The 26,163-nt window shown below is 38.6% G+C and carries 38 protein-coding genes and 3 pseudogenes; 3 read left to right on the plus strand and 38 right to left on the minus strand.

Going from position 1 to position 26,163, the window contains the following annotated elements:
* Positions 1–101: 101 nt before the first annotated feature.
* The 4 genes from DTA23_RS04350 to DTA23_RS04365 are packed head-to-tail and all read right to left on the minus strand — an operon-like array spanning position 102 to position 2,898.
* Complete coding sequence (locus tag DTA23_RS04350; protein ID WP_112373911.1) at positions 102–1,475, minus strand: alpha/beta hydrolase family protein; 1,374 nt, start codon at positions 1,473–1,475, stop codon at positions 102–104.
* 12 nt (positions 1,476–1,487) lie between these two features.
* The gene (locus tag DTA23_RS04355; protein ID WP_112373912.1) at positions 1,488–2,072 is read right to left on the minus strand and encodes a hypothetical protein; all 585 of its coding nucleotides are present in this window, start codon (positions 2,070–2,072) and stop codon (positions 1,488–1,490) included.
* A complete protein-coding gene (locus DTA23_RS04360; protein ID WP_139145106.1) occupies positions 2,062–2,556 on the minus strand; it encodes a hypothetical protein in 495 nt (164 codons plus the stop codon). Before DTA23_RS04360 ends, DTA23_RS04355 begins: the two co-directional genes overlap by 11 nt.
* Before the next feature lie 42 nt (positions 2,557–2,598).
* Positions 2,599–2,898 carry a DUF2089 family protein gene (locus DTA23_RS04365; protein WP_112373913.1) on the minus strand — a complete coding sequence of 100 codons (300 nt, stop codon included), beginning with the start codon at positions 2,896–2,898 and terminating at the stop codon, positions 2,599–2,601.
* Positions 2,899–3,021: 123 nt separating this feature from the next.
* Between DTA23_RS04365 and DTA23_RS04370 the strand changes: the two genes are divergently transcribed.
* A complete protein-coding gene (locus tag DTA23_RS04370; protein WP_046674899.1) occupies positions 3,022–3,762 on the plus strand; it encodes a lysophospholipid acyltransferase family protein in 741 nt (246 codons plus the stop codon).
* A gap of 1 nt (position 3,763) precedes the next feature.
* Here the strand turns inward: DTA23_RS04370 and DTA23_RS28465 are convergent, their stop codons facing one another.
* The 3 genes from DTA23_RS28465 to DTA23_RS04380 are packed head-to-tail and all read right to left on the minus strand — an operon-like array spanning position 3,764 to position 5,871.
* Complete coding sequence (locus DTA23_RS28465; RefSeq protein ID WP_256602768.1) at positions 3,764–4,435, minus strand: glycosyltransferase family 2 protein; 672 nt, start codon at positions 4,433–4,435, stop codon at positions 3,764–3,766.
* Positions 4,407–4,826, minus strand: a complete 420-nt coding sequence (locus tag DTA23_RS28470) for a glycosyltransferase (RefSeq protein WP_256602769.1) — start codon at positions 4,824–4,826, stop codon at positions 4,407–4,409. The genes DTA23_RS28465 and DTA23_RS28470 overlap by 29 nt, the downstream gene beginning before the upstream one ends.
* Before the next feature lie 49 nt (positions 4,827–4,875).
* A complete protein-coding gene (locus tag DTA23_RS04380) occupies positions 4,876–5,871 on the minus strand; it encodes a lysylphosphatidylglycerol synthase domain-containing protein (protein WP_239468790.1) in 996 nt (331 codons plus the stop codon).
* Between the two features lie 79 nt (positions 5,872–5,950).
* Between DTA23_RS04380 and ruvC the strand changes: the two genes are divergently transcribed.
* Positions 5,951–6,517, plus strand: coding sequence for a crossover junction endodeoxyribonuclease RuvC (ruvC, locus tag DTA23_RS04385; RefSeq protein WP_046674896.1), 567 nt, complete (start codon positions 5,951–5,953; stop codon positions 6,515–6,517).
* On the opposite strand, the gene DTA23_RS04390 is transcribed toward ruvC, so the two are convergent.
* Positions 6,518–7,564 carry a hypothetical protein gene (locus tag DTA23_RS04390; protein WP_046674895.1) on the minus strand — a complete coding sequence of 349 codons (1,047 nt, stop codon included), beginning with the start codon at positions 7,562–7,564 and terminating at the stop codon, positions 6,518–6,520.
* Between the two features lie 388 nt (positions 7,565–7,952).
* On the opposite strand from DTA23_RS04390, the gene DTA23_RS04395 reads away from it, so the two are divergent.
* Positions 7,953–8,426, plus strand: a complete 474-nt coding sequence (locus tag DTA23_RS04395; protein ID WP_046674894.1) for an Lrp/AsnC ligand binding domain-containing protein — start codon at positions 7,953–7,955, stop codon at positions 8,424–8,426.
* A gap of 36 nt (positions 8,427–8,462) precedes the next feature.
* On the opposite strand, the gene DTA23_RS04400 is transcribed toward DTA23_RS04395, so the two are convergent.
* From DTA23_RS04400 to DTA23_RS30855, 30 genes and pseudogenes are all read right to left on the minus strand, one after another.
* Complete coding sequence (locus DTA23_RS04400) at positions 8,463–9,527, minus strand: M20 family metallo-hydrolase (protein ID WP_112373915.1); 1,065 nt, start codon at positions 9,525–9,527, stop codon at positions 8,463–8,465.
* Positions 9,517–10,323: a pyrroline-5-carboxylate reductase gene (gene proC, locus DTA23_RS04405; RefSeq protein WP_112373916.1), complete on the minus strand. Its 807-nt coding sequence runs from the start codon at positions 10,321–10,323 to the stop codon at positions 9,517–9,519. The genes DTA23_RS04400 and proC overlap by 11 nt, the downstream gene beginning before the upstream one ends.
* A gap of 27 nt (positions 10,324–10,350) precedes the next feature.
* Positions 10,351–11,148, minus strand: coding sequence for an acetylglutamate kinase (gene argB / locus DTA23_RS04410; protein WP_075990880.1), 798 nt, complete (start codon positions 11,146–11,148; stop codon positions 10,351–10,353).
* Between the two features lie 52 nt (positions 11,149–11,200).
* Complete coding sequence (locus DTA23_RS04415; protein WP_112373917.1) at positions 11,201–12,163, minus strand: Rossmann-fold NAD(P)-binding domain-containing protein; 963 nt, start codon at positions 12,161–12,163, stop codon at positions 11,201–11,203.
* A gap of 138 nt (positions 12,164–12,301) precedes the next feature.
* Positions 12,302–13,446, minus strand: a pseudogene (locus DTA23_RS04420) (aspartate aminotransferase family protein).
* A gap of 157 nt (positions 13,447–13,603) precedes the next feature.
* A complete protein-coding gene (rplQ, locus tag DTA23_RS04425; protein ID WP_070570394.1) occupies positions 13,604–14,107 on the minus strand; it encodes a 50S ribosomal protein L17 in 504 nt (167 codons plus the stop codon).
* Positions 14,108–14,215: 108 nt separating this feature from the next.
* On the minus strand, positions 14,216–15,208 hold the full coding sequence (locus DTA23_RS04430; RefSeq protein ID WP_046674887.1) for a DNA-directed RNA polymerase subunit alpha: 993 nt from the start codon (positions 15,206–15,208) through the stop codon (positions 14,216–14,218).
* Positions 15,209–15,304: 96 nt separating this feature from the next.
* Positions 15,305–15,913 carry a 30S ribosomal protein S4 gene (gene rpsD, locus DTA23_RS04435; protein WP_046674886.1) on the minus strand — a complete coding sequence of 203 codons (609 nt, stop codon included), beginning with the start codon at positions 15,911–15,913 and terminating at the stop codon, positions 15,305–15,307.
* 60 nt (positions 15,914–15,973) lie between these two features.
* Entirely contained in the window at positions 15,974–16,363 is a 390-nt protein-coding gene (rpsK, locus tag DTA23_RS04440; RefSeq protein ID WP_046674885.1) for a 30S ribosomal protein S11, read from the minus strand.
* Positions 16,364–16,373: 10 nt separating this feature from the next.
* Positions 16,374–16,751, minus strand: coding sequence for a 30S ribosomal protein S13 (gene rpsM, locus DTA23_RS04445; RefSeq protein WP_112373918.1), 378 nt, complete (start codon positions 16,749–16,751; stop codon positions 16,374–16,376).
* A gap of 30 nt (positions 16,752–16,781) precedes the next feature.
* Positions 16,782–16,898 (minus strand): type B 50S ribosomal protein L36, encoded by a 117-nt coding sequence (gene ykgO / locus DTA23_RS04450; protein WP_013665024.1) that lies wholly within the window; start codon positions 16,896–16,898, stop codon positions 16,782–16,784.
* Positions 16,899–16,943: 45 nt separating this feature from the next.
* Positions 16,944–17,162 (minus strand): translation initiation factor IF-1, encoded by a 219-nt coding sequence (gene infA / locus DTA23_RS04455; protein ID WP_002997456.1) that lies wholly within the window; start codon positions 17,160–17,162, stop codon positions 16,944–16,946.
* Positions 17,163–17,236: 74 nt separating this feature from the next.
* Entirely contained in the window at positions 17,237–18,019 is a 783-nt protein-coding gene (gene map, locus DTA23_RS04460) for a type I methionyl aminopeptidase (protein ID WP_112373919.1), read from the minus strand.
* Positions 18,020–18,028: 9 nt separating this feature from the next.
* Positions 18,029–19,366, minus strand: a complete 1,338-nt coding sequence (secY, locus tag DTA23_RS04465) for a preprotein translocase subunit SecY (RefSeq protein ID WP_046674882.1) — start codon at positions 19,364–19,366, stop codon at positions 18,029–18,031.
* 3 nt (positions 19,367–19,369) lie between these two features.
* Positions 19,370–19,816, minus strand: a complete 447-nt coding sequence (rplO, locus tag DTA23_RS04470; RefSeq protein ID WP_046674881.1) for a 50S ribosomal protein L15 — start codon at positions 19,814–19,816, stop codon at positions 19,370–19,372.
* 119 nt (positions 19,817–19,935) lie between these two features.
* A complete protein-coding gene (rpmD, locus tag DTA23_RS04475; protein ID WP_046674880.1) occupies positions 19,936–20,115 on the minus strand; it encodes a 50S ribosomal protein L30 in 180 nt (59 codons plus the stop codon).
* 5 nt (positions 20,116–20,120) lie between these two features.
* Positions 20,121–20,639: a 30S ribosomal protein S5 gene (gene rpsE, locus DTA23_RS04480; protein ID WP_112373920.1), complete on the minus strand. Its 519-nt coding sequence runs from the start codon at positions 20,637–20,639 to the stop codon at positions 20,121–20,123.
* Between the two features lie 12 nt (positions 20,640–20,651).
* Positions 20,652–21,005 carry a 50S ribosomal protein L18 gene (gene rplR, locus DTA23_RS04485; RefSeq protein ID WP_046674878.1) on the minus strand — a complete coding sequence of 118 codons (354 nt, stop codon included), beginning with the start codon at positions 21,003–21,005 and terminating at the stop codon, positions 20,652–20,654.
* A gap of 5 nt (positions 21,006–21,010) precedes the next feature.
* Positions 21,011–21,565: a 50S ribosomal protein L6 gene (rplF, locus tag DTA23_RS04490; RefSeq protein WP_088160090.1), complete on the minus strand. Its 555-nt coding sequence runs from the start codon at positions 21,563–21,565 to the stop codon at positions 21,011–21,013.
* Positions 21,566–21,586: 21 nt separating this feature from the next.
* Positions 21,587–21,984, minus strand: a pseudogene (rpsH, locus tag DTA23_RS04495) (30S ribosomal protein S8).
* 140 nt (positions 21,985–22,124) lie between these two features.
* Positions 22,125–22,394: a 30S ribosomal protein S14 gene (rpsN, locus tag DTA23_RS04500; protein ID WP_028071569.1), complete on the minus strand. Its 270-nt coding sequence runs from the start codon at positions 22,392–22,394 to the stop codon at positions 22,125–22,127.
* Entirely contained in the window at positions 22,387–22,956 is a 570-nt protein-coding gene (gene rplE, locus DTA23_RS04505; RefSeq protein WP_046674875.1) for a 50S ribosomal protein L5, read from the minus strand. The genes rpsN and rplE overlap by 8 nt, the downstream gene beginning before the upstream one ends.
* Entirely contained in the window at positions 22,956–23,300 is a 345-nt protein-coding gene (gene rplX / locus DTA23_RS04510; protein ID WP_070570406.1) for a 50S ribosomal protein L24, read from the minus strand. The genes rplE and rplX overlap by 1 nt, the downstream gene beginning before the upstream one ends.
* Before the next feature lie 2 nt (positions 23,301–23,302).
* Complete coding sequence (gene rplN, locus DTA23_RS04515) at positions 23,303–23,671, minus strand: 50S ribosomal protein L14 (protein ID WP_046674873.1); 369 nt, start codon at positions 23,669–23,671, stop codon at positions 23,303–23,305.
* Between the two features lies 1 nt (position 23,672).
* Positions 23,673–23,928, minus strand: a pseudogene (gene rpsQ, locus DTA23_RS04520) (30S ribosomal protein S17).
* Positions 23,929–23,942: 14 nt separating this feature from the next.
* Positions 23,943–24,080: a large ribosomal subunit protein uL29 gene (locus DTA23_RS30170; RefSeq protein ID WP_370445053.1), complete on the minus strand. Its 138-nt coding sequence runs from the start codon at positions 24,078–24,080 to the stop codon at positions 23,943–23,945.
* 172 nt (positions 24,081–24,252) lie between these two features.
* On the minus strand, positions 24,253–24,675 hold the full coding sequence (gene rplP / locus DTA23_RS04530; protein ID WP_046674870.1) for a 50S ribosomal protein L16: 423 nt from the start codon (positions 24,673–24,675) through the stop codon (positions 24,253–24,255).
* A 59-nt stretch (positions 24,676–24,734) separates the two neighbouring features.
* Entirely contained in the window at positions 24,735–25,529 is a 795-nt protein-coding gene (gene rpsC, locus DTA23_RS04535; RefSeq protein ID WP_046674869.1) for a 30S ribosomal protein S3, read from the minus strand.
* An 11-nt stretch (positions 25,530–25,540) separates the two neighbouring features.
* Positions 25,541–25,975 carry a 50S ribosomal protein L22 gene (rplV, locus tag DTA23_RS04540; protein WP_046674868.1) on the minus strand — a complete coding sequence of 145 codons (435 nt, stop codon included), beginning with the start codon at positions 25,973–25,975 and terminating at the stop codon, positions 25,541–25,543.
* Positions 25,976–25,981: 6 nt separating this feature from the next.
* Positions 25,982–26,134, minus strand: coding sequence for a ribosomal protein S19 family protein (locus DTA23_RS30855; RefSeq protein ID WP_440591177.1), 153 nt, complete (start codon positions 26,132–26,134; stop codon positions 25,982–25,984).
* Positions 26,135–26,163 lie beyond the last annotated feature (29 nt).

A 26,163-nucleotide genomic window follows, 5' to 3' on the forward strand; every position in this document is an offset into this window, starting at 1 on the left:
TATAGTCAGGGCCATTTAATAGAACATTAAATGGCCCTGATCTTTTACCCCTATTTGATCCGGAAAGAAATACTAAAACTCGCGGCCTTCAGTTCATTAAATCAATTTGTCTTCAATTTAAGCCATTTTGTAAGGTCATCCATCAATTGTTCATTAAAACTCTCTGAGTTTTCAAAATATTCTTCGATTTTTCCAGTTTGCGCATGCTGAAAAAGGTGATTCAAATTGGGATAATCCTTAATGGTGAGGTCAGTAGTCTTTAAGTGCAGGTGTTGGAGACAATAAATGTTTTCATTTGCAGGAACTTGGACGTCCTTTCCGCCAAATGAAGCAAAAACCGGTATTTTTAGCTGCTTCAGATAATAAGCCGGATCGATACGAAGAAATGTTCTAAACCAGGGGCTCATCATTGGACTTAGTTTAATTTTCATATCAGCAGTCAGGGGATTACCGTTATTTTGCTGAATAAGTTCTTTTTCCAACGATTCGGCCAATGCCTTTGGTGGCGCATCTTCCAATAGAATAGTATACAATCTTCGATTATTTGCTTTATTGATCTGTAATGCTGCTTCAGATAATCCGCCCGCTTTTCCTAAAGCATAACTCTGTAAGATCAGTAAAGAATCTCCTTTGATCACTGGGCCAGACAAAAGTGCAATATACTTTACCTTACTGTTCTCGGATGCCACTATTTCGGCAATTAGGGCTCCCTCACTATGCCCGATCATTCCGATTTTATCCACATCTACTATAGCTTTTTTGCTGAGAAAATCAACTGCAGCATTGGCATCAGAGGCAAAATCAATTGTTGTCGCTAAATTAACTTCTCCTTTAGAGCCGCCTACCCCTCGATCATCGTAACGTAATACAGCAAAACCGTTTTTGGTAAGATGATCTGCAAGCACCTTAAATGGCCTGTGACCAAACACTTCAGAATCCCTATTCTGCTGACCGCTACCGTTGACCAACACCAATGCGGGGAATGGTCCACCATTTTTAGGATAAGTCAGAGCGCCCGTAAGAACTGCATTGCCGGCACTATTTTTAAACGAAACTTCCTCTTCCGTATAGCTATAAGGAGGAAAAACATCCTGCTTACGAGAAAGTCCACTCTGTTCATTCTCGCTTCGTACTAAAATCATAGCAGATTCAAAGGGGCCTTGTTTCATCACCCCTTTCATAACATCTTTATCCCGATCCAAAAAGCCCGCATACAGAAGACCTATATTCTTAACATCCATCCAAATGGAATCGTGTTGAATACGTATTTGATTGATTGGAAATTTCTGCGCTGTTTGCATTGGACTCTCAAAGGTACCATTCCACTTCCCTGCACTATCTTTTTGAATATTGAATACCAGTAGCAGCTTCTGCCCTGAAACCTCAACCTCGCCCTTCCATGAGCCATCAAATGTCTGCGCATGGGTACATGAAAAATGAAAACAAATGATAAATAGGTATAAAATTTTTCTCATTGTCGTTTTTTACTAGAAATTAAACTGTATGCATAAATCCAATATAAAATATAATGCCACAAATACCATACTGATTCCAATCTTCTTATTATTAACGGCTACATTCATACCCTTAACCAATAAATAGAACTGATAGCATAGCAATAACAAACTGATGATTCCAAACATGCCAAACAAGAGCATCTCCATTTTATCAACTCCAACCAATGTATGATCGCCGCTTTGCACTGCCTTTAAGACTTTATCCGTAAATTTGTCCTGGTTTAACAATTTCCCTAAAAATAAGGCAAGATAAAGCGGAAATGGCATAATCAGAACGACATTCATGACATCGATAATTCTGGTCTTTCTGTTCAATAACATCCCAGTACCGTAAAGAAGTGTAAAAGGAGCCAAAACCATACAGGCATGAACGCCCAATACAGCCCATATCGAAATCACCCTATCCGGTTGATAGAAATGCATAAAACCATTGAACTGCTGGCCCGATAAATAAATAACATAGCTTGATAACAAAAATCCGATAACACCAGCAAAGAATAACTTCCACTCTGGGAATTCCGCAAATGGATTCTGAAAAATCTGTTTAACTTTCATTTTTTAAGAATTGAGATAAGTTCAGCTGTTCAATCGCAGCCGGATTTTGGGTTCCAATAAGTAATATCTTACCAGTTTCCAATGTAAGTTGCAACCCCATATTACCACGAGCTGAAAAAGCCAGACCTCTCACCCCCCTCCTCAATCCCCATCCACCAAACTCACCGATCGGGTTATAGTTTCGTACCTGAATAGCACGGATATCTGCCCAAAGCGTCCTTTTACGATAGAAATTAAATGGGAAAAAATAGACTTCAATTCCATCTTCACGAATAATAGTTTTTAATCGTAGTATGCCAAATAACCCCCACAATACCAAATTGATCCAAAATCCTGGTAATTGAAATAATGGAACAAAATCCAACTGCAAGATATCATGCCAGTGCACAGAAAAACTGGCTACACTGACCGTTAAAAGGATCAAACATAATAACCAGCTAAAAAAAGATTGGCTTTCGGTAAAAAGCGTATTATTTTTCATCATGACATCATTCTTTGTTCATCAATCATTCGATTTCCCTCGCCACTAAATATTTCTATTTCTGCCAACACTATTTTTATTCATAAGAGCTTTCACTTTTTGAATCAGATCATCCAGGATATTACGAACTGTCGGATAGGATTTTCCCATTTGGTTTGCCATTTCCTTTAAACTTCCTGAGTGTATCAAAAAATTCAGAACAAATTCTTGCTCCTCAACAGTAAGTTGCATTAACACGGGTAATGAAAACTTTCCAACAACTTCGGTTTCACAGGAGTCACACACCAATTTAGCGACTTTTAACTTCGCTTCACAACAAGGGCAATCAACCGGTATTTTTTTCATTAAATAATAACTATATTAATATTATTAAATATAACATTAATAATATTAAAACAAAACACTATAAAATCAATATTTTTTAAAAACCACTGCTTAATGATATATTTGTATCATTAAATAACATTTATGAAGAAGTTTTTAGGCTATTTCCTATCTATAATATTTTGGTTTTGTTTTGGTTTATCCTTGATTATCTTCCACCCTATACAGTGGTTATGTTTAAAGCTGGGTGGATATAATGCACACAAAAAGAGTGTGGATATATTAAATGCCTGTCTCGTTGCCTGCTATTACACCCTATTCAATCGGGTGACGTTTATCGACAATAAAAATATTCCAACAGGGCAACCCATTGTCTTTGTAGCCAATCACCAAAGCACCTTTGATATTCCGCCAATGATCTATTTTTTACGCAGGTTTCATGGAAAATTTATTTCTAAAATTGAACTTGCCAGCGGTATACCTAGCATCTCCTTTAACTTAAAACATGGTGGTGCCGCAAATATAGATCGCAATGACCCCAAACAGTCTATTGCTGAGATATTGAAGCTTGCCAATAATATGAAAACCAAAAACTGGTCCGCGTTTATTTTTCCAGAGGGAACAAGATCGAAAACCGGAAAAATGAAGGCCTTTCATGTTGGCGGAATTGCCACATTACTAAAGAAGAATCCGAACGCACTCGTTGTTCCTATCGCCATCACAGGATCATATGAAATGGTACAATATGGGATGTATCCATTAACCCCATTTCTTCATATGACCTGGGAGGTTCTAAATCCTTTGGATACGGAGGGCAAGAATATTGAAGAGATCGTTAAATTAGCTGAGGAAGCTATAAAACTAAAGGTCGAAAAATTGCAGTAAGCTACTTGACCTGCCTTCCTTTCCAGTCATACTTCCCAACATTACCCAATATGCCGATATAAGCTAGATAAAGGATATGAGCCAGGCTTAATAAAGGAAGATACCATAAGAGTTCATTTCTGCTTGCGAACCTGGTTAAAGGTTGAATAAAAAGAAATTCGACAGTCATCTTCAATAACAACGCGAACAGTACTACCCAAGCAACAAATTTCACACCACAGAGCGCAAGAACTGCAGCAACCAATATCAATAAGTTGAAAAACCAAATGGAAATCCCCAATGCGATGACACCTTTATTTTTATATTTGGTACTTTTTGAAGCCCAGCGTCTACGCTGACTAATGAATGATTTCAAATCTGGTTTTGCATCTGTATAAACAACGGCATCTTGTGATTTACAAAAGATTATACGATCGGGATATTGTTCTGCTACCTTATGTAAAAAAAGTTCATCATCTCCGGATGCAAGCTCATCAATCCCTTTAAATCCGCCCATTTGTTTAAAAATATCCTTTCGATAGGCCAAATTCGCTCCATTACAGGTCGTTGGTTTTTTATTACCAATACCTGCAGCGCCCAAACCTATCAAATACAAAAATTCCAGGGTCTGCAGTCGTTCAAAAAACTCTTTTCTTCTGAATACACTACTGGAGAAGATTGTAGATAGGCACATTCTTCTCAAATGAACTGATAACTGTCTTTAGCCAGTTCGACCCCATGCGGCAGTCAGCATCAGTGGTAATAATAATTTCGCCACGACAGCAGTCTATTGCCCTTGAAATTGCCAATTTCTTGTAGGAATTCAAACGGCCATTTTCGTTCAATTGAATCAGCTTGACACCTTTTTCTTCATATTCTTTCACAATCAAAGACGTACTATCGTCCGAATGGTCATCGATAATAATTAACTCCAGGAGCTCTCTTGGATAATTTTGCCCTAGTATCGATTCAATGGTGCGCCTAATATTTAACTCCTCATTCCGCGCGGCGATAATGACAGATACGGTCATTGTTGGCCTAACAGTATTGTTAGGCTCCGAAAGCAAGAACCAGCCTCTGCGCATCCATAAAACTAGAATTACGTATACGCAGGCAAAAATGATCAATAAATAGTTAAGAATTTGTATCACCGAAAAAATTTATCTTAAAAACAAAAATAGAACCAAATATAGCTGGAAGAATCAAATTGACGAACCAAATGCAGGAAACAATAGCCATTACAGCAATTTCCTGTGTGGTAATATAACTATATAGATTGCTTGCAACGAAACTTCTAACACTGAAATCAAAAATATCCAATGTAGGTAGCGCTGCCTGCACAAAAAACAGGATAAAAATCATCAGAACCATGGATAAAAGCGGTAACTCAGGTAGCGTTAGCTTCATCAAGATGATATACTGAGAAGTAAAAATGACAAATCGCGCCAAAGAATTTAAAAGAACAATACGGAGCTCGCGCATTGAATAATGTTCCAATACTTCAAAGAAAGGCTTAATCCGTTTCAAAAACTTAATTTTGCCGACCAATAAATCGATCCATTTTACATTGAAATATAAGATGACAAATCCTCCGGCATAAATAATTGCAAGTAGCCATACACCAAATTGTACGGTTAAAGGAGTTGAGAGAAATTTACAGATAAACCAAGCGATACTTAATGATCCCGCAACGCTTGTGAGCACCAATTGTGCAAACAATCCAACGCCCATCGCCACGGCTCCTTTTGCGCGATGTTGAGGCTGTAAAAAAAGAACGCGTCCACCATACTCTCCAATCCTATTGGGAGTAAAAATAGCCCAGGTAAGTCCGCAAAAAACGGATTGGAAGGCCCGCCAAAATGAAATACGCTCCAGTTTAGAGGCAAGATACTGCCATTTAACGACTTCAAGCAACCAATTTACAAGCATTAACACCACGATCAGAACCAGGGTCCAAACAACAGAATGTTGTTCTAAACCTGCTACTAGGGTTTTAAACTTCTCAATATTACTTTTATCAGATACTTTCACGGCAATATACCAGGTCGCCAGAGCGAAAACCAATATCTTCAATAAAAGACTGATGTATTTTTTTTGTCTTCCTGTCAACTTACGATAATTAGAGAGCAATGTTACTAAATTTTAGCCAAATGATTAAGTTTTGTCGAATGCAATCCGCGAATAAAACGCAAAATTTGTAATATTGTATATGCAGAAGGAAAAGGCGAAAGAAAGAATAATTTTAGGGATCGACCCCGGTACCGTTGTACTGGGATATGGGATCATCAAAGAAGTCGGCAATAACATATCCTTGATCTCAATGGGGGTCATCAAAATGGGACATTTAGACGATCATGCCCTAAAACTACAACGTATTTTCAAAAAAACTTCGGCTTTAATGCAGGAATATAATCCCGACTGCGTAGCCCTTGAATCACCATTTTATGGCAAAAACATACAGGTCATGCTCAAATTAGGGCGAGCTCAAGGTGTTGCTATGGCGGCGGCGCTGGCGCAAGATATTCCGATCTTTGAATATTCTCCAAGAAAGATAAAACAATCCGTTACAGGAAATGGAAATGCGACAAAGGAGCAGGTTTCCGCTATGCTAAAAAATCTATTAAAATTTGAGGAAACACCACAATTTTTAGATGCCACCGACGGATTGGCAATTGCTGTCTGCCACTCGTTTCAGAAAAATGCAGTATCAGGCAACAGTAAGTCGTACACGGGATGGTCCGCCTTTATCAAAGATAACAAGGATCGAATCAAGTAATCACATTTGCACCTGACGAATCACATTCTTCACATTCAATTCCACAATATCCGTCATCGTTTTACACTTGAGGTAGGAGTTGTTCTGATAAAATTCAGCATAGCCCTCACGTAACTGTTTGATATTCTCCTGGGTCGAGAGCACCTGCGTTTGCGAGGCATCCCTCAGATCAGCGATCCGATGTCTTTCGCTTCGAACTCTATGCACAATAGAGGAACGCTCCTCTTGTTGGTATTGCAGTACTGTTTTTTCATTGAGATGTTCCATCGCCAGTTTGACATAGGGAAGATTCTCCTTAAAAAATTGCGGCATATATACCTTCGGATTTCCTTCATAAAACTGCTGGTCAAAATCTATTGCCCGAATTCGAAACTGGAAATCATCAAAATCTGGTGTAATCTGCATCACGAAATTGTATGCCCGCATATCCCCCAACAACGTAATAATACATCGCTCATTAAACTTGACAAATTCTTTGGAAATCCGGGTCAGATTATAATCAGGCGAGAACATACGTGTTTTCGAAAAAGTGTCTCCCGGAATTCCAACAATATGTTCCTCAACCAAGGTATCATGGTCTACCATATAATTCACCTGATTGGGCGACAATATTTCTTCCAACTCCAGTCCATATATTCTTGATGCATCGGCCTGCTTGATGTAAAAATAATCATACACATCATTTAAACGGTTCACGATACGAATACGAAAGGGTTTCGTATTGCCAAAGCCGCAGTACTCGACACGATCAATATATTTATGCTGGACGATTCGCGTATTACCTGATGCTTTCAGTTTAGCATAAATAACCTTCAACCCGTCATATAATTGGTCAATGAGATATTGTGGATACAGTGGAGTCTCCCAAAAAGTATCGTTGCCAAATTTATCCATAACAGGTACTGTCTCCGTAAAATTCAGTAGATCCTTATATCCTATAGGCAATTTTTCATCTCGCTGATACAGCTTAAGGTATTTATGAAGTCCTTCCCCTACTTCAAAAATCGGCTTCTTTTTCGAAATCTTTACATCTTGAACTTCTTCCATCGCTATTCCGTATTTGATTTTTCGTTTACTCAAACATCACACGGTTGGCTACATTTTTAACCTAACAACCGCTAAATACGAACTGATTAGATTGTTAATAGGCCAACTGCATTTCCTACTTCTTAAAAAGGCAATACTAAATTAATTTATCATAATCCTGATTTCAAACATGAAAACAATCACTTAACCTATAATAAGATCACCATGAAACAATTATAATCACTTTCAATCAAAAACATATAACATTATCAATATGAATAAGTATTTTTTATTAAATTTACATCTATAAACCGAAAATTCTTAGTAATTTTGAAATAAATTTAATTATTTTAGCTATTGGTCCGATTTTGATGCAACGGCCAATTAATGAACACAAAAACCATTGTTAATGGAAAATCAATATGCAAACTATGATCTAGACAATTTGGATATCCAAATCTTGTCTATTCTAATGAACGATGCCTCTATTCCTTATACAGAAATAGCAAAAAAGCTAATTGTATCAGGTGGTACAATTCACGTTAGAATGAAGAAGATGGAAGAATTAGGTATCATTAGAGGGTCAAATCTAATTATCAATCCTCAAAAAGTCGGATTTGATATCACGGCCTTTTTGGGTATCTATCTTGAAAAAGGTTCACAATATGCAGATGCGGTAGATAAATTGAAAGAAATCAAAGAAGTGGTCGAATTACATTATTGTACTGGCCAATACAGTATTTTTGCAAAAATCATCTGTAGAGATACAGTTCACCTCAGAAAAGTATTGAATGAAGATATTCAATCCGTACCTGGGATTCAACGTACCGAGACGATCATCTCTCTCGAAGAGAGTATCAAACGTCAAATCAGCTTAGTCTAGTATAAAAAAAGCTTCCATAAAAAATGGAAGCTTTTTTTATACTATCTTTTCTAACATGGCGATATAGAGATCGATCCCTGCTCTAATTTCATCGATATAGATGAACTCATCCGCCATATGCGACCGAGCGCTATCACCAGGCCCCAACTTCAGAGAAGGGACAGGAATAAGAGCCTGATCGCTCATCGTCGGCGATCCATATACCTTACGCCCCAGGACAACACCTGCTTTGACAATTGGATGCGTTTCAGGAATAGAAGAAGACTTCAGACGCGTCGATCTCGCTGTGACCTCTGATTTTACATGAGACTTGATAATATCCAACGTCTCTTCATTCGAATAAGCATCTGTGGTTCTGACATCGACAACAAAGTTACAAGTAGCCGGTACCACATTATGTTGTGATCCCGCCTGAATTACTGTCACCGACATCTTAATCGGGCCTAAGGTTGACGAAGTCCTTTCAAACGTATAATTTTGAAACCATTCAATATCCCTAATCGCTTTGTAGATTGCATTATCGCCCTCATTACGTGCGGCATGTCCAGCTGTCCCTAATGCTGTACAATCCAACACCATCAGTCCCTTTTCTGCAATTGCCAAATCCAATAAGGTAGGTTCACCCACAATTGCAAAATCAATTGAACCGATATCATCCAAAACAGATTCTACACCGTTCTTACCTGAGATCTCTTCTTCGGCACTAGCGACAAGACAGAAGTTATACTTCAAGTCCGTCTGCTGGTAAAAATACAAAAATGCAGCTATCAATGATACCAAACAGCCTCCGGCATCGTTGCTCCCCAATCCGTACAATTTACCTTCCTCTACAGTCGCCGCCAAAGGATCTCTTGTATAACCTGTATTTGGTTTTACTGTATCGTGATGGGAGTTGAGTAATATCGTAGGTCTGGTGCTATCATAATGAGCGTTATATACCCAGACATTATTGCCTTTTCGATGTGTTTTGATATCACGCTCCTGAAAGAAGCGAACAATTAAATCCGCTGTGAACTCTTCCTCTTTACTTAAAGACGATAGTCCAATTAATTGTTTTAAAAGGGCCAGAGCATCTTCAAATAAGCCCTGCTTATCCTTCATGGTATAGTCCTCCTGCTTTATCCGCAGATAGTTTAATTCCTTTTATAAAAGCAGAACTAAAACCATTATGTTCCATTTCGTTCAGTCCCGCTATTGTACAGCCCTTTGGTGATGTTACCTTATCAATCTCTCCTTCTGGGTGAGCATTGGTATGCAATAACAAATCAGCAGCGCCTTTTGCAGTTTGAACCGCCATCTTTAATGCATCATGCGCATGAAATCCGATTTCAACTCCACCTTGTGAAGCAGCACGGATCGCACGTAGGAAAAATGCAATACCGCAAGCACACAATGCCGTCGCCGATGTCATTAGGTCCTCATTAATAACAACGACTGAACCAACAGTTTCAAACATTTTCTCAACCTCTTTCAAACTATCCTCTGAAGCATTGTCACTGGCAATACACGTCATTGATTGCGCTATTGCAATTGCCGTATTGGGCATTGCTCGTATCACTGTGGCATCTGCCCCCAACTCTGCTTTTAAATCGGCACAAGAAACTCCCGACACAATAGAGACAAAAATCTGATTGGTCTTTTCAATTACAGGAGCCACTTCCACCAATACCTTTTTTAGTTGTTGAGGTAGGATTGCGAAAACAACAATATCAGCCCCCTTTACAGCGAGCCTATTATCATTACTTACTGAGAAGCCCTGGCTCGCTTCTTCGGCCAGTGCATTCAAATTTCTCCTCGTCAATGTAATATCGGCAGCATTGGCAAATTCACTTTTTACAAGTCCTTTTGCCAAAGAAAGACCGATATTACCGCTTCCGATAATGGTGACCTTTTTCATAGCGATCGTTGGGTTTAGGTTAGATTTTTATTTTAATGTCAAGCAAGTGCCAAATTGTCCTTGTTGAAACAAATGCAAATTATTAGCATTTCCAATATAGACCTCTTGAACACCTTTATTTATAGCATTGAATGCATTTTGCAACTTAGGAATCATCCCGTCATTCACCACGCCGGATTCCTTAAGATGTTCAAACTCTTCTGACTTAATCGTTGGGATTACTGAATTCTCATCTGTTACATCGCGTAAAACGCCGTTCTTCTCAAAACAATAAACCAGAGAAGTTTCATATAATGAAGCCAAAGACACCGCCAATGAAGAAGCTATAGTATCCGCGTTGGTATTGAGCAATTGTCCAAGGCCATTGTGTGTAATAGCTGAAAACACAGGAACAAACCCTGCTTCCAAAAACTTCTTGATGGCCAGGGTATTTACAGAGTCATGCAACAAATCACCTACAAAGCCATAATCGATATCTTTTACAGGACGCTTTATCGCTTTTATGACATCCCCATCAGCTCCGGTTAATCCGACGGCATCGCATTTCAAATTTTGCAACTTAGCAACGATTGTCTTGTTTGTCAATCCAGCGTATACCATTGTTACAATGCGTAACATTTCCTCATTTGTCACACGACGCCCTTCTATCATTTGGGCTTCAATTCCAAGTTCACTAGCCAGGCGAGTCGCTATTTTACCACCGCCATGTACAAGAATCTTTTTCCCTGACAATGCAGAGAACTTTTCCAAAAAAGAATCCAATTGGCGTTCATCATCAATAATATTCCCGCCAATTTTAATTATATTTAATACACTATTAGCCATTACGCAAACTTTTCCCAATAAAAATAGTTTTTCAATAATCTATAGGATTGGACTATGCCAAATCCTCTAACATACGTTTCAAAACAACCTGAGCAGCCCATACACGGTTGCTAGCCTCTTTAATCACGAGTGAATTTGGTCCATCTAAAATCTCAGAAGACAATTCAAGATCTCTTCTTACTGGCAAACAATGCATTACTTTGGCATCATTCGTCAAATTGAGCTTCTTGTTATCCATCATCCAATCTTCATCAACACCATATACCTCGCCATATTCTTGATAAGAAGACCAGTTTTTCACATAGACAAAATCAGCATTCTTTAAACTTTCTTCAAGATTATTAGATATGGTTGCTCCAGCGGTAAATTCTTCACTTAACTCATAGCCCATAGGTTGAGCTATCGTAAAATCAACCAATCCCTCTTCTTGTGCTTTGCACATCCATTCTGCGAAAGAATTAGGTACCGCTTGAGGTAATGCCTTAACATGCGGAGCCCAAGCCAATACCACTTTCGGCTTTTCAGTCTTCTTGTACTCAGTGATGGTAATCATATCTGTCAAACTCTGCAGTGGATGGCGTGTTGCACTCTCTAAGGAAACAACAGGAACACCACAGTATTTAATGAATTTGTTGAACAGGTCTTCACTATAATCCTCTTCGCGATCTTTCAATTTTGGAAAGGAACGAAGTCCCAAAATATCACAATACTCGCCCATAACAGCAGCGGCTTCACGAATATGTTCAACAGTTGTCCCGTTCATCACAACACCATCCTGTGTTTCAAGAGCCCAACCATCTTTATCCATATTCATAACCATCACATTCATGCCCAAATTCATCGCCGCTTTTTGTGTGCTCAAACGTGTACGTAAACTGGGATTCAAAAATACAAGTCCCAGCGTTTTGTGTTGACCAAGATCCTGATTGTCATATGGTGCAGCTTTCAAATTTAACGCTTCTTGAACAACGTCCGCTACACTGGAAACATCCTTAACAGAGAAAAACTTTTTCATCTATATCTATTTATTCGAGTGCATCTTCAACGGCAATAAATAAGCGCGTCACACTCAGTATATATTTTAACTAATACAGTGCAATCAAATTTCCACAAGCTGAAACAGCCATTGGCCAATTTGACAGCATTTAGGGGTTTACGCAACCGTTACGGCCTTTACATGCTCCTTTAATGCAGATAAAAACTGATCCGCATGCTCTTTCGTCATATTCAGGGCAGGTAATAAGCGAATCACAAATGGCTTAGCCTCTCCCGTAAAGATACGGTTCTTTAACAAGAGATCCTTCTTCACATGACCCAACGATGCTGGAAGTTCGATACCGATCATTAATCCCCTACCTCTAACTTCAATAATTTCCTCTATTTGCTTCAATTCATTGATAAGATAGGTGCCGACTTGTGCAGCATTTTCCATAAGCTGATCTTGTTGGATGACCTCCAAAACAGCCAAAGCTGCCGCGCATGCAAGATGATTCCCCCGAAGGTAGTACCCAAACTGCCGTAAGTAGCTTTAAATTTAGGCGATATACTTATTGCTCCGATTGGAAACCCATTGCCCATACCTTTTGCCATGGTATAAATATCAGCTTCGACGCCGGAATAATCCTGGGCGTAGAATAAGCCCGTCCTGCCGTAGCCACATTGTACTTCGTCTGCAATGAAAACTGCATTATATTGATCACAAAGAGACCGAATCAAACGAAGAAAAGAAACTGAAGCCTCCCGAATACCGCCAACTCCCTGAATACTCTCTACAATAACGGATGAAATTTCCTCACCATAAGATGCGAAAGCGCTGGTTAAAGCCTCTTCATCATTAAAAGGAAGAAAAACAATATTGTCCGTCTCGTTTACAGGAGCCACGATACTCGGATTGTCTGTTGCAGCAACAGCTAATGATGTACGTCCATGAAATGCTTTTGAAAATGCAATAACCTTCTTTCTTTTGTTATAAAAGGAAGCTAATTTCAATGCATTTTCATTCGCTTCTGCGCCCGAATTACAAAGAAATAAATCATAATCAACCTTTCCCGACACTTCCCCCAACAATCGGGCAAGTTCACGCTGAATTGGAATTTCAACAGAATTAGAATAGAACGCAATGCGGTTCAATTGCTCTGTTATACGTTGTACATAATGTGGGTGCGTGTGTCCGATCGATATCACAGCGTGGCCACCATACAAGTCCAAGTAAGCATTTCCTTCGGCATCCCACACCGTTGATCCATTAGCTTTTACTATGTTAATGGGATTAATGGGATAAACATCAAATGGTTTCATCTTAATGAATTATAGATTGATAAACGAAATAGCTTGTAATAGAAAAAGCTATCAGATTTTAGCAATACAAATATATTAGTTATAACGGTAGGAATGGTCATAAAATAAAAAAAGTCCTCTTAAAAAGAGGACTTTTTTATGTTAGATCAGCAGAATACTATTCTCCGTCTACTTTTTCTTCACCTTCTACTTCGGCTTTAACTTCTGCAGGAGCTTCAGTTTCGGCAGTAGCAGCTTTTTTAGCACCACCACGACGACGAGTCGCTTTTTTCTCAGCAGCAGCAGCTTTTTTACCGTAGATTTCGTTGTAATCAACTAGTTCGATGAAAGCCATTTCTGCGTTATCACCTAAACGGTTTTCCATTTTGATGATACGTGTGTAACCACCTGGACGGTTAGCTACTTTTTCAGAAATTTCGCGGAATAAGATAGAAACTGCGTCTTTATCTTTCAAATAAGCGAATACTGTACGACGAGAGTGTGTTGTGTCGTTTTTAGATTTAGTAATCAAAGGCTCAACATACGTACGTAACGCTTTAGCTTTAGCCAAAGTAGTTGTAATACGTTTGTGTAGGATTAATGATGTCGCCATGTTAGCCAACATTGCTTTTCTATGGCTATCCGTACGGCCTAAGTGATTTACTTTTTTTCCGTGTCTCATTTTGATTTTATTATACTAACCGTACCGTTTTTGTATAGTTCAAATAGGTAAAAATCACCTATTCAGACAGCCAAAAGGAATTACGACTAGTGGTCGCTTAATAAATTATTATTCTTCGTCTAATTTGTATTTCGCCAAGTTCATTCCGAATGATAAACCTTTTGATTTAACCAATTCTTGGATTTCACTTAACGATTTTTTACCGAAGTTTCTGAATTTCAACATATCAGCCACGTCATAAGTTACTAACTCAGCCAATGTGCGAATATCTGCAGCCTTCAAACAGTTCAATGCACGAACTGAAAGATCAAGATCTACTAATTCTGTTTTCAGAATCTTACGCATATGTAAGATTTCTTCATCAACTACTTTAGTTTCTTCTTTCGTTTGAGACTCAAGAAGCATATTCTCATCAGAGAATAGAATAAAGTGTTGAATTAAGATCTTAGCAGCTTCTTTCAAAGCTTCTTCGGGGTGAATTGAGCCATCAGTAGAGATATCCAACAACAATTTCTCGTAGTCAGTTTTTTGCTCTACACGGTAATTCTCAATGGTATATTTAACATTCTTGATCGGAGTAAAGATCGAATCGATTGCGATAACACCTACTGGAGCATCCACAACTTTATTCTCATCAGCATTTACGTATCCACGACCTTTGGCAATACTCAATTCCAATTCAATTGTCACTGAATTATCCATGTTACAGATTACCATGTCTGGGTTCAAGACCGTAAAGTTATTAGAGAATTTTGTGATATCACCAGCTAAGAATTGTTCTTGACCATTGATTACTACAAATACCTTTTCGTTGTCGCCAATCTCACCTGTTTTTTTGAAACGAATTTGTTTCAAGTTCAAGATAATTTCAGTTACGTCTTCAACAACACCTTTGATCGTTGAAAATTCGTGCGAAACGCCAGAAAACCTTATCGACGTAATTGCATATCCTTCTAAAGAGGACAATAGAATACGGCGCAAAGCATTACCAATGGTTACACCAAAACCAGGCTCCAATGGACGAAATTCAAACGTACCATCAAAATCCGTAGATTTTTGCATGATAACTTTATCCGGTCTTTGAAATGCTAAAATTGCCATTTATTTTCTTTTAATGTTTTATTTGTAATAATAATTGTAATACAATAGAAGATGCATACCCCAAAAATTGGACTATGCATTCTTCTATTTTATTTATTATTTAGAGTATAACTCAACGATTAAGTTCTCTTTAATGTTTTCAGGAATGTCAGCTCTTTCTGGATAGCTTAAGAAAGTACCTGTCAATTCTTTCGCATTCCACTCTAACCAAGAAAATTTATTTACAGTACGACCTGCAACTGAATTTGTGATGGCTTCAAGTGTTTGAGAACGTTCACGAACTGCTACAACGTCACCTGGACGCAAGCTATATGATGGAATGTTAACAACTTCGCCGTTAACAGTAACGTGTTTGTGGGATACCAACTGACGAGCAGCGGCACGAGAAGTAGCGATACCTAAGCGGTAAACTACGTTATCCAAGCGAGCTTCTAACAATTTCAAGAAGATCTCACCTGTAATACCTTGTTTAGAGGCAGCTTTAACAAATAAGTTTGAGAACTGACGCTCCAATACACCGTAAGTGTATTTTGCTTTTTGTTTTTCTAACAACTGAATAGCATATTCAGATTGTTTACCTCTGCGTTTAGAAGCTCCATGTTGTCCAGGAGGGTAATTTTTCTTTTCTAACGCTTTATCTGGGCCGAAGATCGGCTCTCTAAATTTACGGGCAATTTTGGACTTAGGTCCTGTATATCTAGCCATTTTCTTTTACAATTAAAGTATCTATCAGCCTATAGCCGATGAATCTTATCTTTAAATTAATTAAACTCTTCTGCGTTTTGGAGGACGACAACCGTTGTGAGGAAGTGGAGTGATATCTTTGATAGTAGTCACATCGATTCCTACTGTTTGCAATGTTCTGATTGCCGATTCACGACCAGCACCAGGTCCTTTAACAAACACTTCAACTTTACGTAAACCCAAATCGTGAGCAACTTTTCCACAGTCTTGTGCAGCCTGACCAGCAGCATATGGCGTGTTCTTTTTAGAACCACGGAAACCCATTTTACCAGCACTAGACCAAGAAATAGTTTGACCTTGATTATTCGTCAAAGTTACAATGATATTGTTAAACGTTGCGTTAATGTGAGCCTGACCTACAGGTTCGATAACAACGATACGCTTTTTTGCAGCTTTTTTAGTTTTAGCCATTTCTTATTTATTATTTAGTAGCTTTTTTCTTGTTTGCAACTGTCTTACGTTTACCTTTACGAGTACGTGAGTTGTTTTTAGTACGTTGACCACGAACTGGTAAGTGTTTACGGTGACGCAATCCACGGTAACAACCGATATCCATTAAACGTTTGATGTTTAATTGAATTTCAGAACGCAATGCACCTTCAACTTTCAATTCGTCGTTAATGATGGTACGAATTGCTGCCAATTGATCATCATTCCACTCTTGTACCTTCACATCTTCGCTGATACCAGCTTTTTCCAAGATATATTCAGCTCTTGTACGACCGATACCAAAAATATAGGTAAGGCCGATCACACCTCTTTTGTTTTTAGGTAAATCAATACCTGCTATCCTTGCCATATAATATTAAGCTATTATTTTTTTAATGAATTAACCCTGACGTTGTTTAAACTTTGGGTTCTTTTTGTTGATTACAAAAACTTTACCTTTACGACGGATGATCTTACAGTCCGCGCTACGTTTTTTTATTGATGCTCTTACTTTCATGATATTTATTTTTTCAAAAGCTTGCACTAATACAAGGGCTTACGGCTATTTATAGCGATAAGTAATCCTTCCTTTAGTCAAATCATACGGAGACATTTCCAATTTAACTTTATCACCAGGTAAAATTTTGATATAGTGCATGCGCATTTTACCAGAAATATGGGCAATGATTTCATGTCCATTTTCCAACTCTACCCTAAACATAGCATTAGAAAGTGCCTCTCTAATTATACCGTCTTGTTCTATTGAGGCTTGTTTAGCCATATATTCTCGATTAAATTTAATTTAAAAGCCTGCGAACAGGAGTGCAAAGATAAATAAAAATAATTGAAAACCAACTACTTTTTGTTCAAAACTTTCTCTACATGTTCGAATGTCAGCAACAAATCTGGTTCTCCTTTTCGGATTGCAACCATCTGTTCGAAGTGCGCCGATAATTTCCCATCCACTGTACTTACTGTCCAACCATCATCCCAAAAACGAACACCCGCACGCCCTGCATTGATCATCGGTTCGATACAAATAACCAAACCTTCTTCCAATTTAGGACCAGCACCTCGTTTTCCATAATTTGGAACCTCAGGTTTTTCATGTAAGTGATAACCAACACCGTGTCCAACCAGTTCACGAACAATTCCGAATCCGAATTTGCTCACATACTCCTGAACAGCTGAAGAAATATCCCCAACACGTTTACCAGCCACCGCCTGTTCAACACCTTTGTACAATGATTCCTTTGTTACATCCAGTAACAACTGTGCTTCTTCAGATATTTCACCTACACCAAAGGTGTATGCTGAATCACTGATAAAACCATTCAAATTGACACCACCATCGACCGAAACAAGATCTCCATCTTTAATTTCATAATCACTTGGAAAGCCGTGTACAATTTGATCGTTGACAGATATACACAAAGAATATGGAAATCCCTGATAATTTAAGAACGCAGGCGTTCCGCCGTTATCATGAATATACTCATAAGCTAATTTATCAAGAGATATAGTCTTTACCCCAGGCTTAATCACTTTTGCGATTTCACCAAGCAATTGCGAAAGCACATCTGCTGACTTTCGCAATTGCTCTATATCTTCTGCTGACTTATAAAATACTTTAGACATCTAAAGAAATTAAATTGCCGAATGATCCATTCCCTCAACAGACGCGGCCGAACGACCTTTAATACGACCTGTTTTCATTAATCCATCGTAATGACGCATCAATAAATGAGATTCGATCTGTTGCAAAGTATCCAACACCACACCTACTAAAATCAATAATGACGTACCACCGTAGAAGTGCGCAAATTGATTGTTAATACCAAACAAACTTGCAATAGCAGGTAGAATAGCAATGATCGCTAAGAAAATTGCACCTGGAAATGTAATATTTGATATTACGCGGTCTATAAAATTACTAGTTTCCAATCCCGGTTTAATACCTGGTACAAAACCTCCGTTCTTCTTCATGTCGTCCGACATCTGTTGTGGGTTCACCATAATCGCTGTATAGAAAAACGTAAATGCGATAATTAACACCGCAAATGTCACGTTGTATGCAACAGAAGTATAGTTACTCAACGAAGTCAAAAATTCCGACTGAAGATTTGGGAAGAACTGTCCTAAACTCATTGGCACAAACATGATTGCCTGCGCAAAAATGATAGGCATTACACCTGCAGCATTTACCTTTAACGGTATATACTGACGTACTCCACCGACTTGCTTGTTTCCAACGATTTTCTTCGCGTATTGTACAGGGATCTTACGAACACCTTGTACGATCAAGATCGTAAAGATCACAACAAAGAACAAAGCTACAAATTCAAGCAACAATGGAATTGGACCACCACCACCTTTCGCCATTCTAGAAACCCATTCCGCAGTGATACCACTTGGCAATTGAGCGATAATACCAGTCATGATGATCAAAGAAATACCATTACCGATACCTTTATCCGTAATTTTCTCTCCTAACCACATCACAAATAAAGTACCGCCTGTCAAAACTATAGCAGTCAGAATAGTGAATAATGGGTCAGCTATTGTCTTAGCACTTGGCTCGATTTGAGTACGTACATAAGCAAAAGCTTGAAGCAAAGTAATCCCTAAAGTTAAATAGCGAGTAATTTGATTCATTTTTTGACGACCACTTTCCCCTTCCTTCTGCATCTTTTGGAAGTAAGGAACCGCGATGCCCAGCAATTGAACAACAATGGATGCCGAGATATATGGCATTACCCCTAAAGCAAAGATAGCCGAACGAGAGAATGATCCTCCCGCAAACATATCCAGTAAGCCCAATAAACCCTCTTTTTGACCAGAAGCCAAAGCATGAGGATTTACACCTGGTAATACCACGTGACATCCAATACGGTAAATCAAAAGAAAAAGTAAGGTATTTAGAATACGCGTACGTAAATCATCGATTTTCCAAATATTGGTTAAGGTTGTGATTAGTTTCTTCATTTATTAAATTTTAACGATAGAACCGCCTGCAGCTTCAATAGCTTTTTGAGCAGAAGCAGTAAACGCGTGCGCTGTTACTTCAACTTTAGCTTTCAACTCACCGCGACCCAAGATTTTAACTTTGTCATTTTTAGACACTAAACCATGAGCTTTCAATGCGTCGAAATCTACAGCTGTTAAATTGTATTTCTCGATCAACGCTTGTAAAGTATCTAAGTTTACACCATTATACTCAACACGGTTGATGTTTTTGAAACCAAATTTAGGCACACGACGTTGCAAAGGCATTTGACCACCTTCGAAACCGATTTTCGTAGAGTGACCTGAACGAGAACCAGCACCTTTGTGACCACGTGTTGAAGTACCACCACGACCAGAACCAGTACCACGGCCAATACGTTTGCTACTTTTTACTGCACCTTTTGCAGGTTTTAAATTACTTAAGTTCATTTTTAAACTAAATTGTGCTAGCCCTTCGCTCTCACTAAACAGGTACTAGCGATTAAAAAATAATGATTATTAATAACAAGTAATGGAAGAAGCCCAAAGACCTCTTCCATATGCTAATATTAAATAGTTTCGATAGCTACTAAATGGTTTACTTTACGTACCATTCCAATAATTGATGGAGTAGCTTCAACTTCTACTGAGTGGTTGATTCTTTTCAAACCCAATGCCTCAATAGTTTTCTTTTGGCGCTCGCTTCTGTCGATAACGCTCTTTATCTGGGTGATTTTGATTTTTGCCATGATAATTAACCGTTAAATACTTTATTCAAATCGACACCGCGGTGTTGTGCTACTGTATACGCATCACGCATATCTGCTAAAGCAGTTACAGTTGCTTTTACCACGTTGTGTGGGTTAGAAGAACCTAATGATTTAGCCAATACATCTTTGATACCAGCAGACTCCAATACTGCACGCATTGCACCACCTGCTAAAACTCCTGTACCACCTACAGCTGGTTTAATCAAAACTGAACCACCAGAATATTTACCATATTGTGCGTGCGGAACAGTACCTTTGATAATAGGAACTTTTACCAAATTTTTCTTTGCGTCATCGATACCTTTCGTGATTGCTTCAGTTACCTCTTTAGCTTTACCTAAACCGTAACCAACGATACCGTTTTCATCACCTACTACAACAATTGCAGAGAAGCTGAAAGTACGACCACCTTTAGTAACTTTAGCTACACGTTGGATACTTACTAAGCGATCTTTTAATTCAATTTCGCTTGATTTTACTCTTTTTATATTGCTTAATGCCATTTCTTTCTATGATTAAAAGTCTAAACCGCCTTCGCGAGCACCTTCAGCCAAAGATTTGATACGGCCATGGTATAAGTACCCATTACGGTCAAAAACTACTTTATTAATACCTGCTGCTAATGCTTTTTCAGCCACCAATTTACCTACAGCTTTAGATTGATCAACCTTGTTACCAGATGCAACAAACTCTTTTGACAAGCTAGATGCAGCAACTAATGTTTTGCCTGCATTGTCATCAATGATTTGCGCATAGATACCTTTGTTACTTCTAAAAACCGATAAACGTGGACGTTCAGACGTTCCAGCAAGGTTTTTTCTGATTCCTTTTTTGATTCTCTCTCTACGAGATGCTTTTTGTCCTGCCATGATTATTATTTTTTAGCTGATTTACCTGCTTTTCTTCTCAATACTTCACCTGCAAACTTGACACCTTTTCCTTTGTAAGGTTCTGGTTTACGGAAGCCACGGATTTTAGCCGCTACCTGACCGATCAATTGTTTGTCAGCACACTCTAAAGTGATTGTAGGGTTTTTACCTTTGTCAGCAGTAGTTGATACTTTAACCTCGTTTGGCAATACAAAAACAATCTGGTGAGAGAAACCTAAAGTTAACTCTAATACATTACCAGTACTTGAAGCACGGTAACCTACACCGACTAACTCTTGCGTAGTTTTGTAACCTTCAGTCACACCGTGAACCATGTTAGCCAACAGGGAACGGTATAGACCGTGTAATGCTTTGTGTTTCTTTTGATCAGTTGGACGTGTTACAACGATATTACCCTCTTCTTGAGCAATCGTGATGTCACGGTCAACTTGTTGTGTTAATTCGCCTTTAGGACCTTTTACTGAAACTAAGTTTTTGTCCGAAATAGTAACAGTTACCCCAGCAGGGATAGCGATAGGCGCTTTTCCAATTCTTGACATTTCTTTGTGCTTTTACCTAGATTAATAAACGTAACATAAACTTCACCACCAACATTTTGAAGTCTAGCTTCCTTATCTGTCATTACACCTTTCGATGTTGACAAGATAGCAATACCTAAACCGTTCAAAACACGAGGCATAGTATCAACGCTTGCATACTTTCTTAAACCAGGTTTACTCACACGTGTCAACGTACGAATAGCCGGAATTTTGCTAATTGGATTATATTTCAATGCGATTTTGATCGTACCCTGTACGCCATTCTCATCGAATTTGTAATTAGCAATGTAACCTTTGTCAAAAAGAACTTTAGTGATCTCTTTTTTTAGGTTCGATGCAGGAATTTCAACAACCCTGTGGTTGGCCTTGATGGCATTCCTTACTCGTGTAAGGTAATCCGCAATTGGATCTGTAGTCATTATATATGAAAATTTGTGACAGCGGTTTCCCTCCCAACCATTGGTATGGGACCTTCTATCTGTTAAACAATTTTAAAATGCAAAAAACCCCGGCAATCCTCAGTTGAATTGCCCGGGCAAAATTAAGTATTTTTTTTTAATTACCAAGAAGCTTTTTTCACCCCTGGGATTTTGCCATCTAAAGCCATCTCACGGAATGTTACACGAGAGATACCGAATTGACGCATATATCCTTTAGGACGGCCAGTCAATTTACAACGATTGTGTAAACGTACTGGAGAAGCATTTTTAGGCAATTTATCTAATGCAACGTAATCGCCAGCAGCTTTTAATTCTGCACGTTTTGCCGCATATTTAGCTACCAATTTAGCGCGTTTTACTTCGCGTGCTTTTAATCCTTCTTTAGCCATTGTTATTAGTATTTTGATTTTTAAATGGTAAACCGAATTGTTTCAACAATTCTAAAGCCTCAACATCATTTTGAGCTGAAGTCACGAAAGTGATGTCCATACCTTGGATCTTGTTGATTTTGTCAATGTTGATCTCAGGGAAAATGATTTGCTCAGTGATACCTAAGTTATAGTTACCACGTCCGTCAAAGCCTTTATCGTTGATACCGCGGAAGTCACGAATACGTGGAAGCGATACTGCTACCAAACGGTCCAAGAACTCAAACATATTGTTGTCACGTAAAGTAACACGTGCCCCTACAGGCATACCTTTACGTAATTTAAAGTTTGAAATATCTTTTTTCGATTTTGTAGCAACGGCTTGTTGACCTGTGATTAAAGTCAACTCAGCGATAGCGTTATCGATTAATTTTTTGTCAGCTGTTGCAGCTCCTACGCCTTGTGAAACAACGATTTTCTCAAGTTTAGGAACCTGCATAATACTTTTATACTGAAATTTTTCTTGAAGTGCTTTACGGATTTCCTCCGCATATTTCACTTTTAATCTTGGTACGTAAGTCATTATTTAATTTCCTCCCCTGATTTTTTAGCGTAACGAACTAATTTACCATCTGCATTTAACTTACGACCTACACGTGTAGTTGCACCTGTTTTAGGATCGATAACAGCTAAATTAGAGATGTGAATACCAGCTTCTTTCTCAATGATACCACCATTAGGATTAGCTGCACTTGGTTTAGTGTGTTTTTTTACGATGTTAGCGCCCTCAACGATAGCTCTATTTTTATCCACTAAAACAGTTAATACTTTTCCTTGAACACCTTTAGAGTTACCAGCGATAACTTTCACTAAATCACCTTTTTTAATTTTGATTTTGTGCGTAGTTGTTTTTGTTTTCTGTGCCATAATTATAAAACCTCCGGTGCTAATGATACAATTTTCATGAACTGTTTCTCACGCAACTCTCTAGCAACAGGGCCAAAGATACGTGTACCACGTGGTTCATCATTATTATTTAATAATACAGCGGCGTTATCATCGAAACGGATGTATGAACCATCTTTACGACGGATTTCCTTTTTCGTTCTAACCACTACTGCTTTAGAAACGGAACCTTTTTTCACGTTTCCTGAAGGCATAGCGCTTTTCACCGATACAACAATCTTATCTCCGATTGATGCATAACGCTTGCGCGTACCGCCCAATACACGGATTACTAAAACTTGTTTAGCACCGCTATTGTCAGCTACATTAAGTCTTGATTCTTGTTGTACCATGTTATTTAGCTCTTTCTATAATTTCTACTAATCTCCAGTTTTTTTGTTTTACTCAGCGGACGAGTTTCCATAATTAATACCGTATCGCCGATACCGCAGGTATTAGTTTCGTCATGAGCTTTAAATTTAGTAGTTTTTTTAACGAACTTACCATAGATCGGGTGTTTCACTTTACGTTCCACTGATACCACGATAGACTTGTCCATCTTGTTGCTAACTACTAAGCCGATTCTTGTTTTTCTTAAATTTCTTTCCATTTCGACTTTAAATTTTACGCCTCAGAGGCTGTTTCATTTTTAGCTGCAGCTTTGCGTGCACTGATCTCTGTACTGATACGAGCGATAGTTTTGCGTGCTGCTTTGATCACGTTAGGGTTCTCAATAGCTGAAACAGCATGTGCAAATTTCAATTTTGTAAGGGCTGTTTTCTCTTCTACAAGACGAGCTTTTAAGTCCTCATTAGATAATTCTAAATTTCTGAATTTTTCATGTTTTTTCAGTTGTTATTTGGGTTATCATCGCTTTATATATAGCGTTAGGGGTAACGGCCCTAACGCTTAAATGATGACATTACCAAGATTTTTATGCTTCAACGTAGTCTCTACGAATCACAAACTTAGTTTGAACCGGAAGTTTTTGAGCTGCAAGGCGTAAAGCTTCTTTGGCAATTTCCAAAGGCACACCTTCTGCTTCAAATAACATACGGCCTGGGCGTACTACTGCTACCCAGTATTCTGGAGCACCCTTACCTTTACCCATACGTACCTCTGCAGGTTTTTTCGTAACAGGTTTATCAGGGAAAATACGAATCCAAACTTGACCTTCACGTTTCATATAACGTGTAACCGCAATACGAGCTGCCTCGATTTGACGACTAGTGATCCATGCTTGCTCCATTGTTTTGATACCGAAAGAACCGAAAGCTAACTCCGCTCCACGAGAAGCGTTACCTTTCATGCGGCCTTTCTGCATCTTTCTGAACTTCGTTCTTTTTGGCTGTAACATGTTCGTATACTTTTTAAATCTGCTTTTTCAGCAGGTTTTTGTTGTAATCTAAATAACTATTAATCTTTTTTCGGACCACGGTTGCTTCCACCACGGTTGTTTCCACCACGGTTGTTTCCACCGCGACCACCTTTGTTGTTACGGTTGTCACGACGTTCGCCACCACCTTCGTGGTTGCCACGTGATTTTACACCAGATGCTTGACCAATGTTTGGAGATAAGTCACGTTTACCGTAAACCTCACCTTTACAGATCCAAACTTTGATACCAATTTTACCGTATGTAGTCAATGCTTCAGCTAAAGCGTAGTCGATATCAGCACGCAATGTGTGTAAAGGAGTTCTTCCTTCTTTGTATTGTTCAGTACGCGCCATTTCAGCACCACCTAAACGACCAGAACACATGATTTTGATACCTTCTGCACCCATACGCATCGTAGAAGCGATTGAAGTTTTCATTGCACGACGGAATGAAATACGCGCCTCTAATTGTTTAGCGACACCTTCAGCTACTAACTTAGCATCTAACTCAGGGCGTTTGATCTCGAAAATGTTGATTTGAACATCCTTTTTAGTCAGTTTTTTCAACTCTTCTTTGATCTTGTCAACTTCTTGACCACCTTTACCGATAACGATACCTGGACGAGCAGTGTGAATTGTAACAGTGATACGTTTTAAAGTTCTTTCGATAACAACTTTAGCTACACCACCTTTTGCAATACGAACAGAAAGATATTTTCTGATTTTTTCGTCTTCAACTAATTTATCGGAATAGTTTTTACCTCCGAACCAGTTAGAATCCCAACCTTTGATGATTCCTAATCTGCTACCTATTGGATTTGCTTTTTGTCCCATTTCTCAATAAATTAGTTTTGTTCAACGTTTAATTTGCTATCAACTACCAACGTAACGTGATTTGAACGTTTACGAACTCTGTATCCGCGACCTTGAGGAGCCGGACGCAATCTTTTCAATTGACGACCACCACCTACTGATACTTCTTTTACATATAGTTCGCTTTCTTCCACTGATTTACCTTCGTTTTTGGCTTCCCAGTTTTTGATTGCAGATAATAATAATTTTTCTACACGAGCAGCAGCTTCTTTACTTGAGTGTTTCAAAATGTAAATTGCATTTTCAACACGTTGACCGCGAATTAAGTCTACCACCAAACGCATCTTACGAGGCGAAGTCGGGCAGTTCAATAATTTGGCATCCGAAGCTCCTCCTTGTTGAGCTTTCTCTTGCTCTTTACGTTGTCTAATTAAGACAGACTTTTTAAGTTTTTTTGTTGCTTCCATTACCTATTATTTTTTCTTTTCTGCGTGGCCTCTGAATGTACGCGTAGGCGCGAATTCACCAAGCTTGTGACCTACCATATTCTCTGTTACATAAACAGGGATAAATTTATTCCCGTTGTGCACTGCGAAGGTATGGCCAACAAAATCAGGTGAAATCATTGATCTACGAGACCATGTTTTGATAACTG

This window comes from Sphingobacterium multivorum (genome assembly GCF_900457465.1).
GTDB lineage: Bacteria > Bacteroidota > Bacteroidia > Sphingobacteriales > Sphingobacteriaceae > Sphingobacterium > Sphingobacterium multivorum.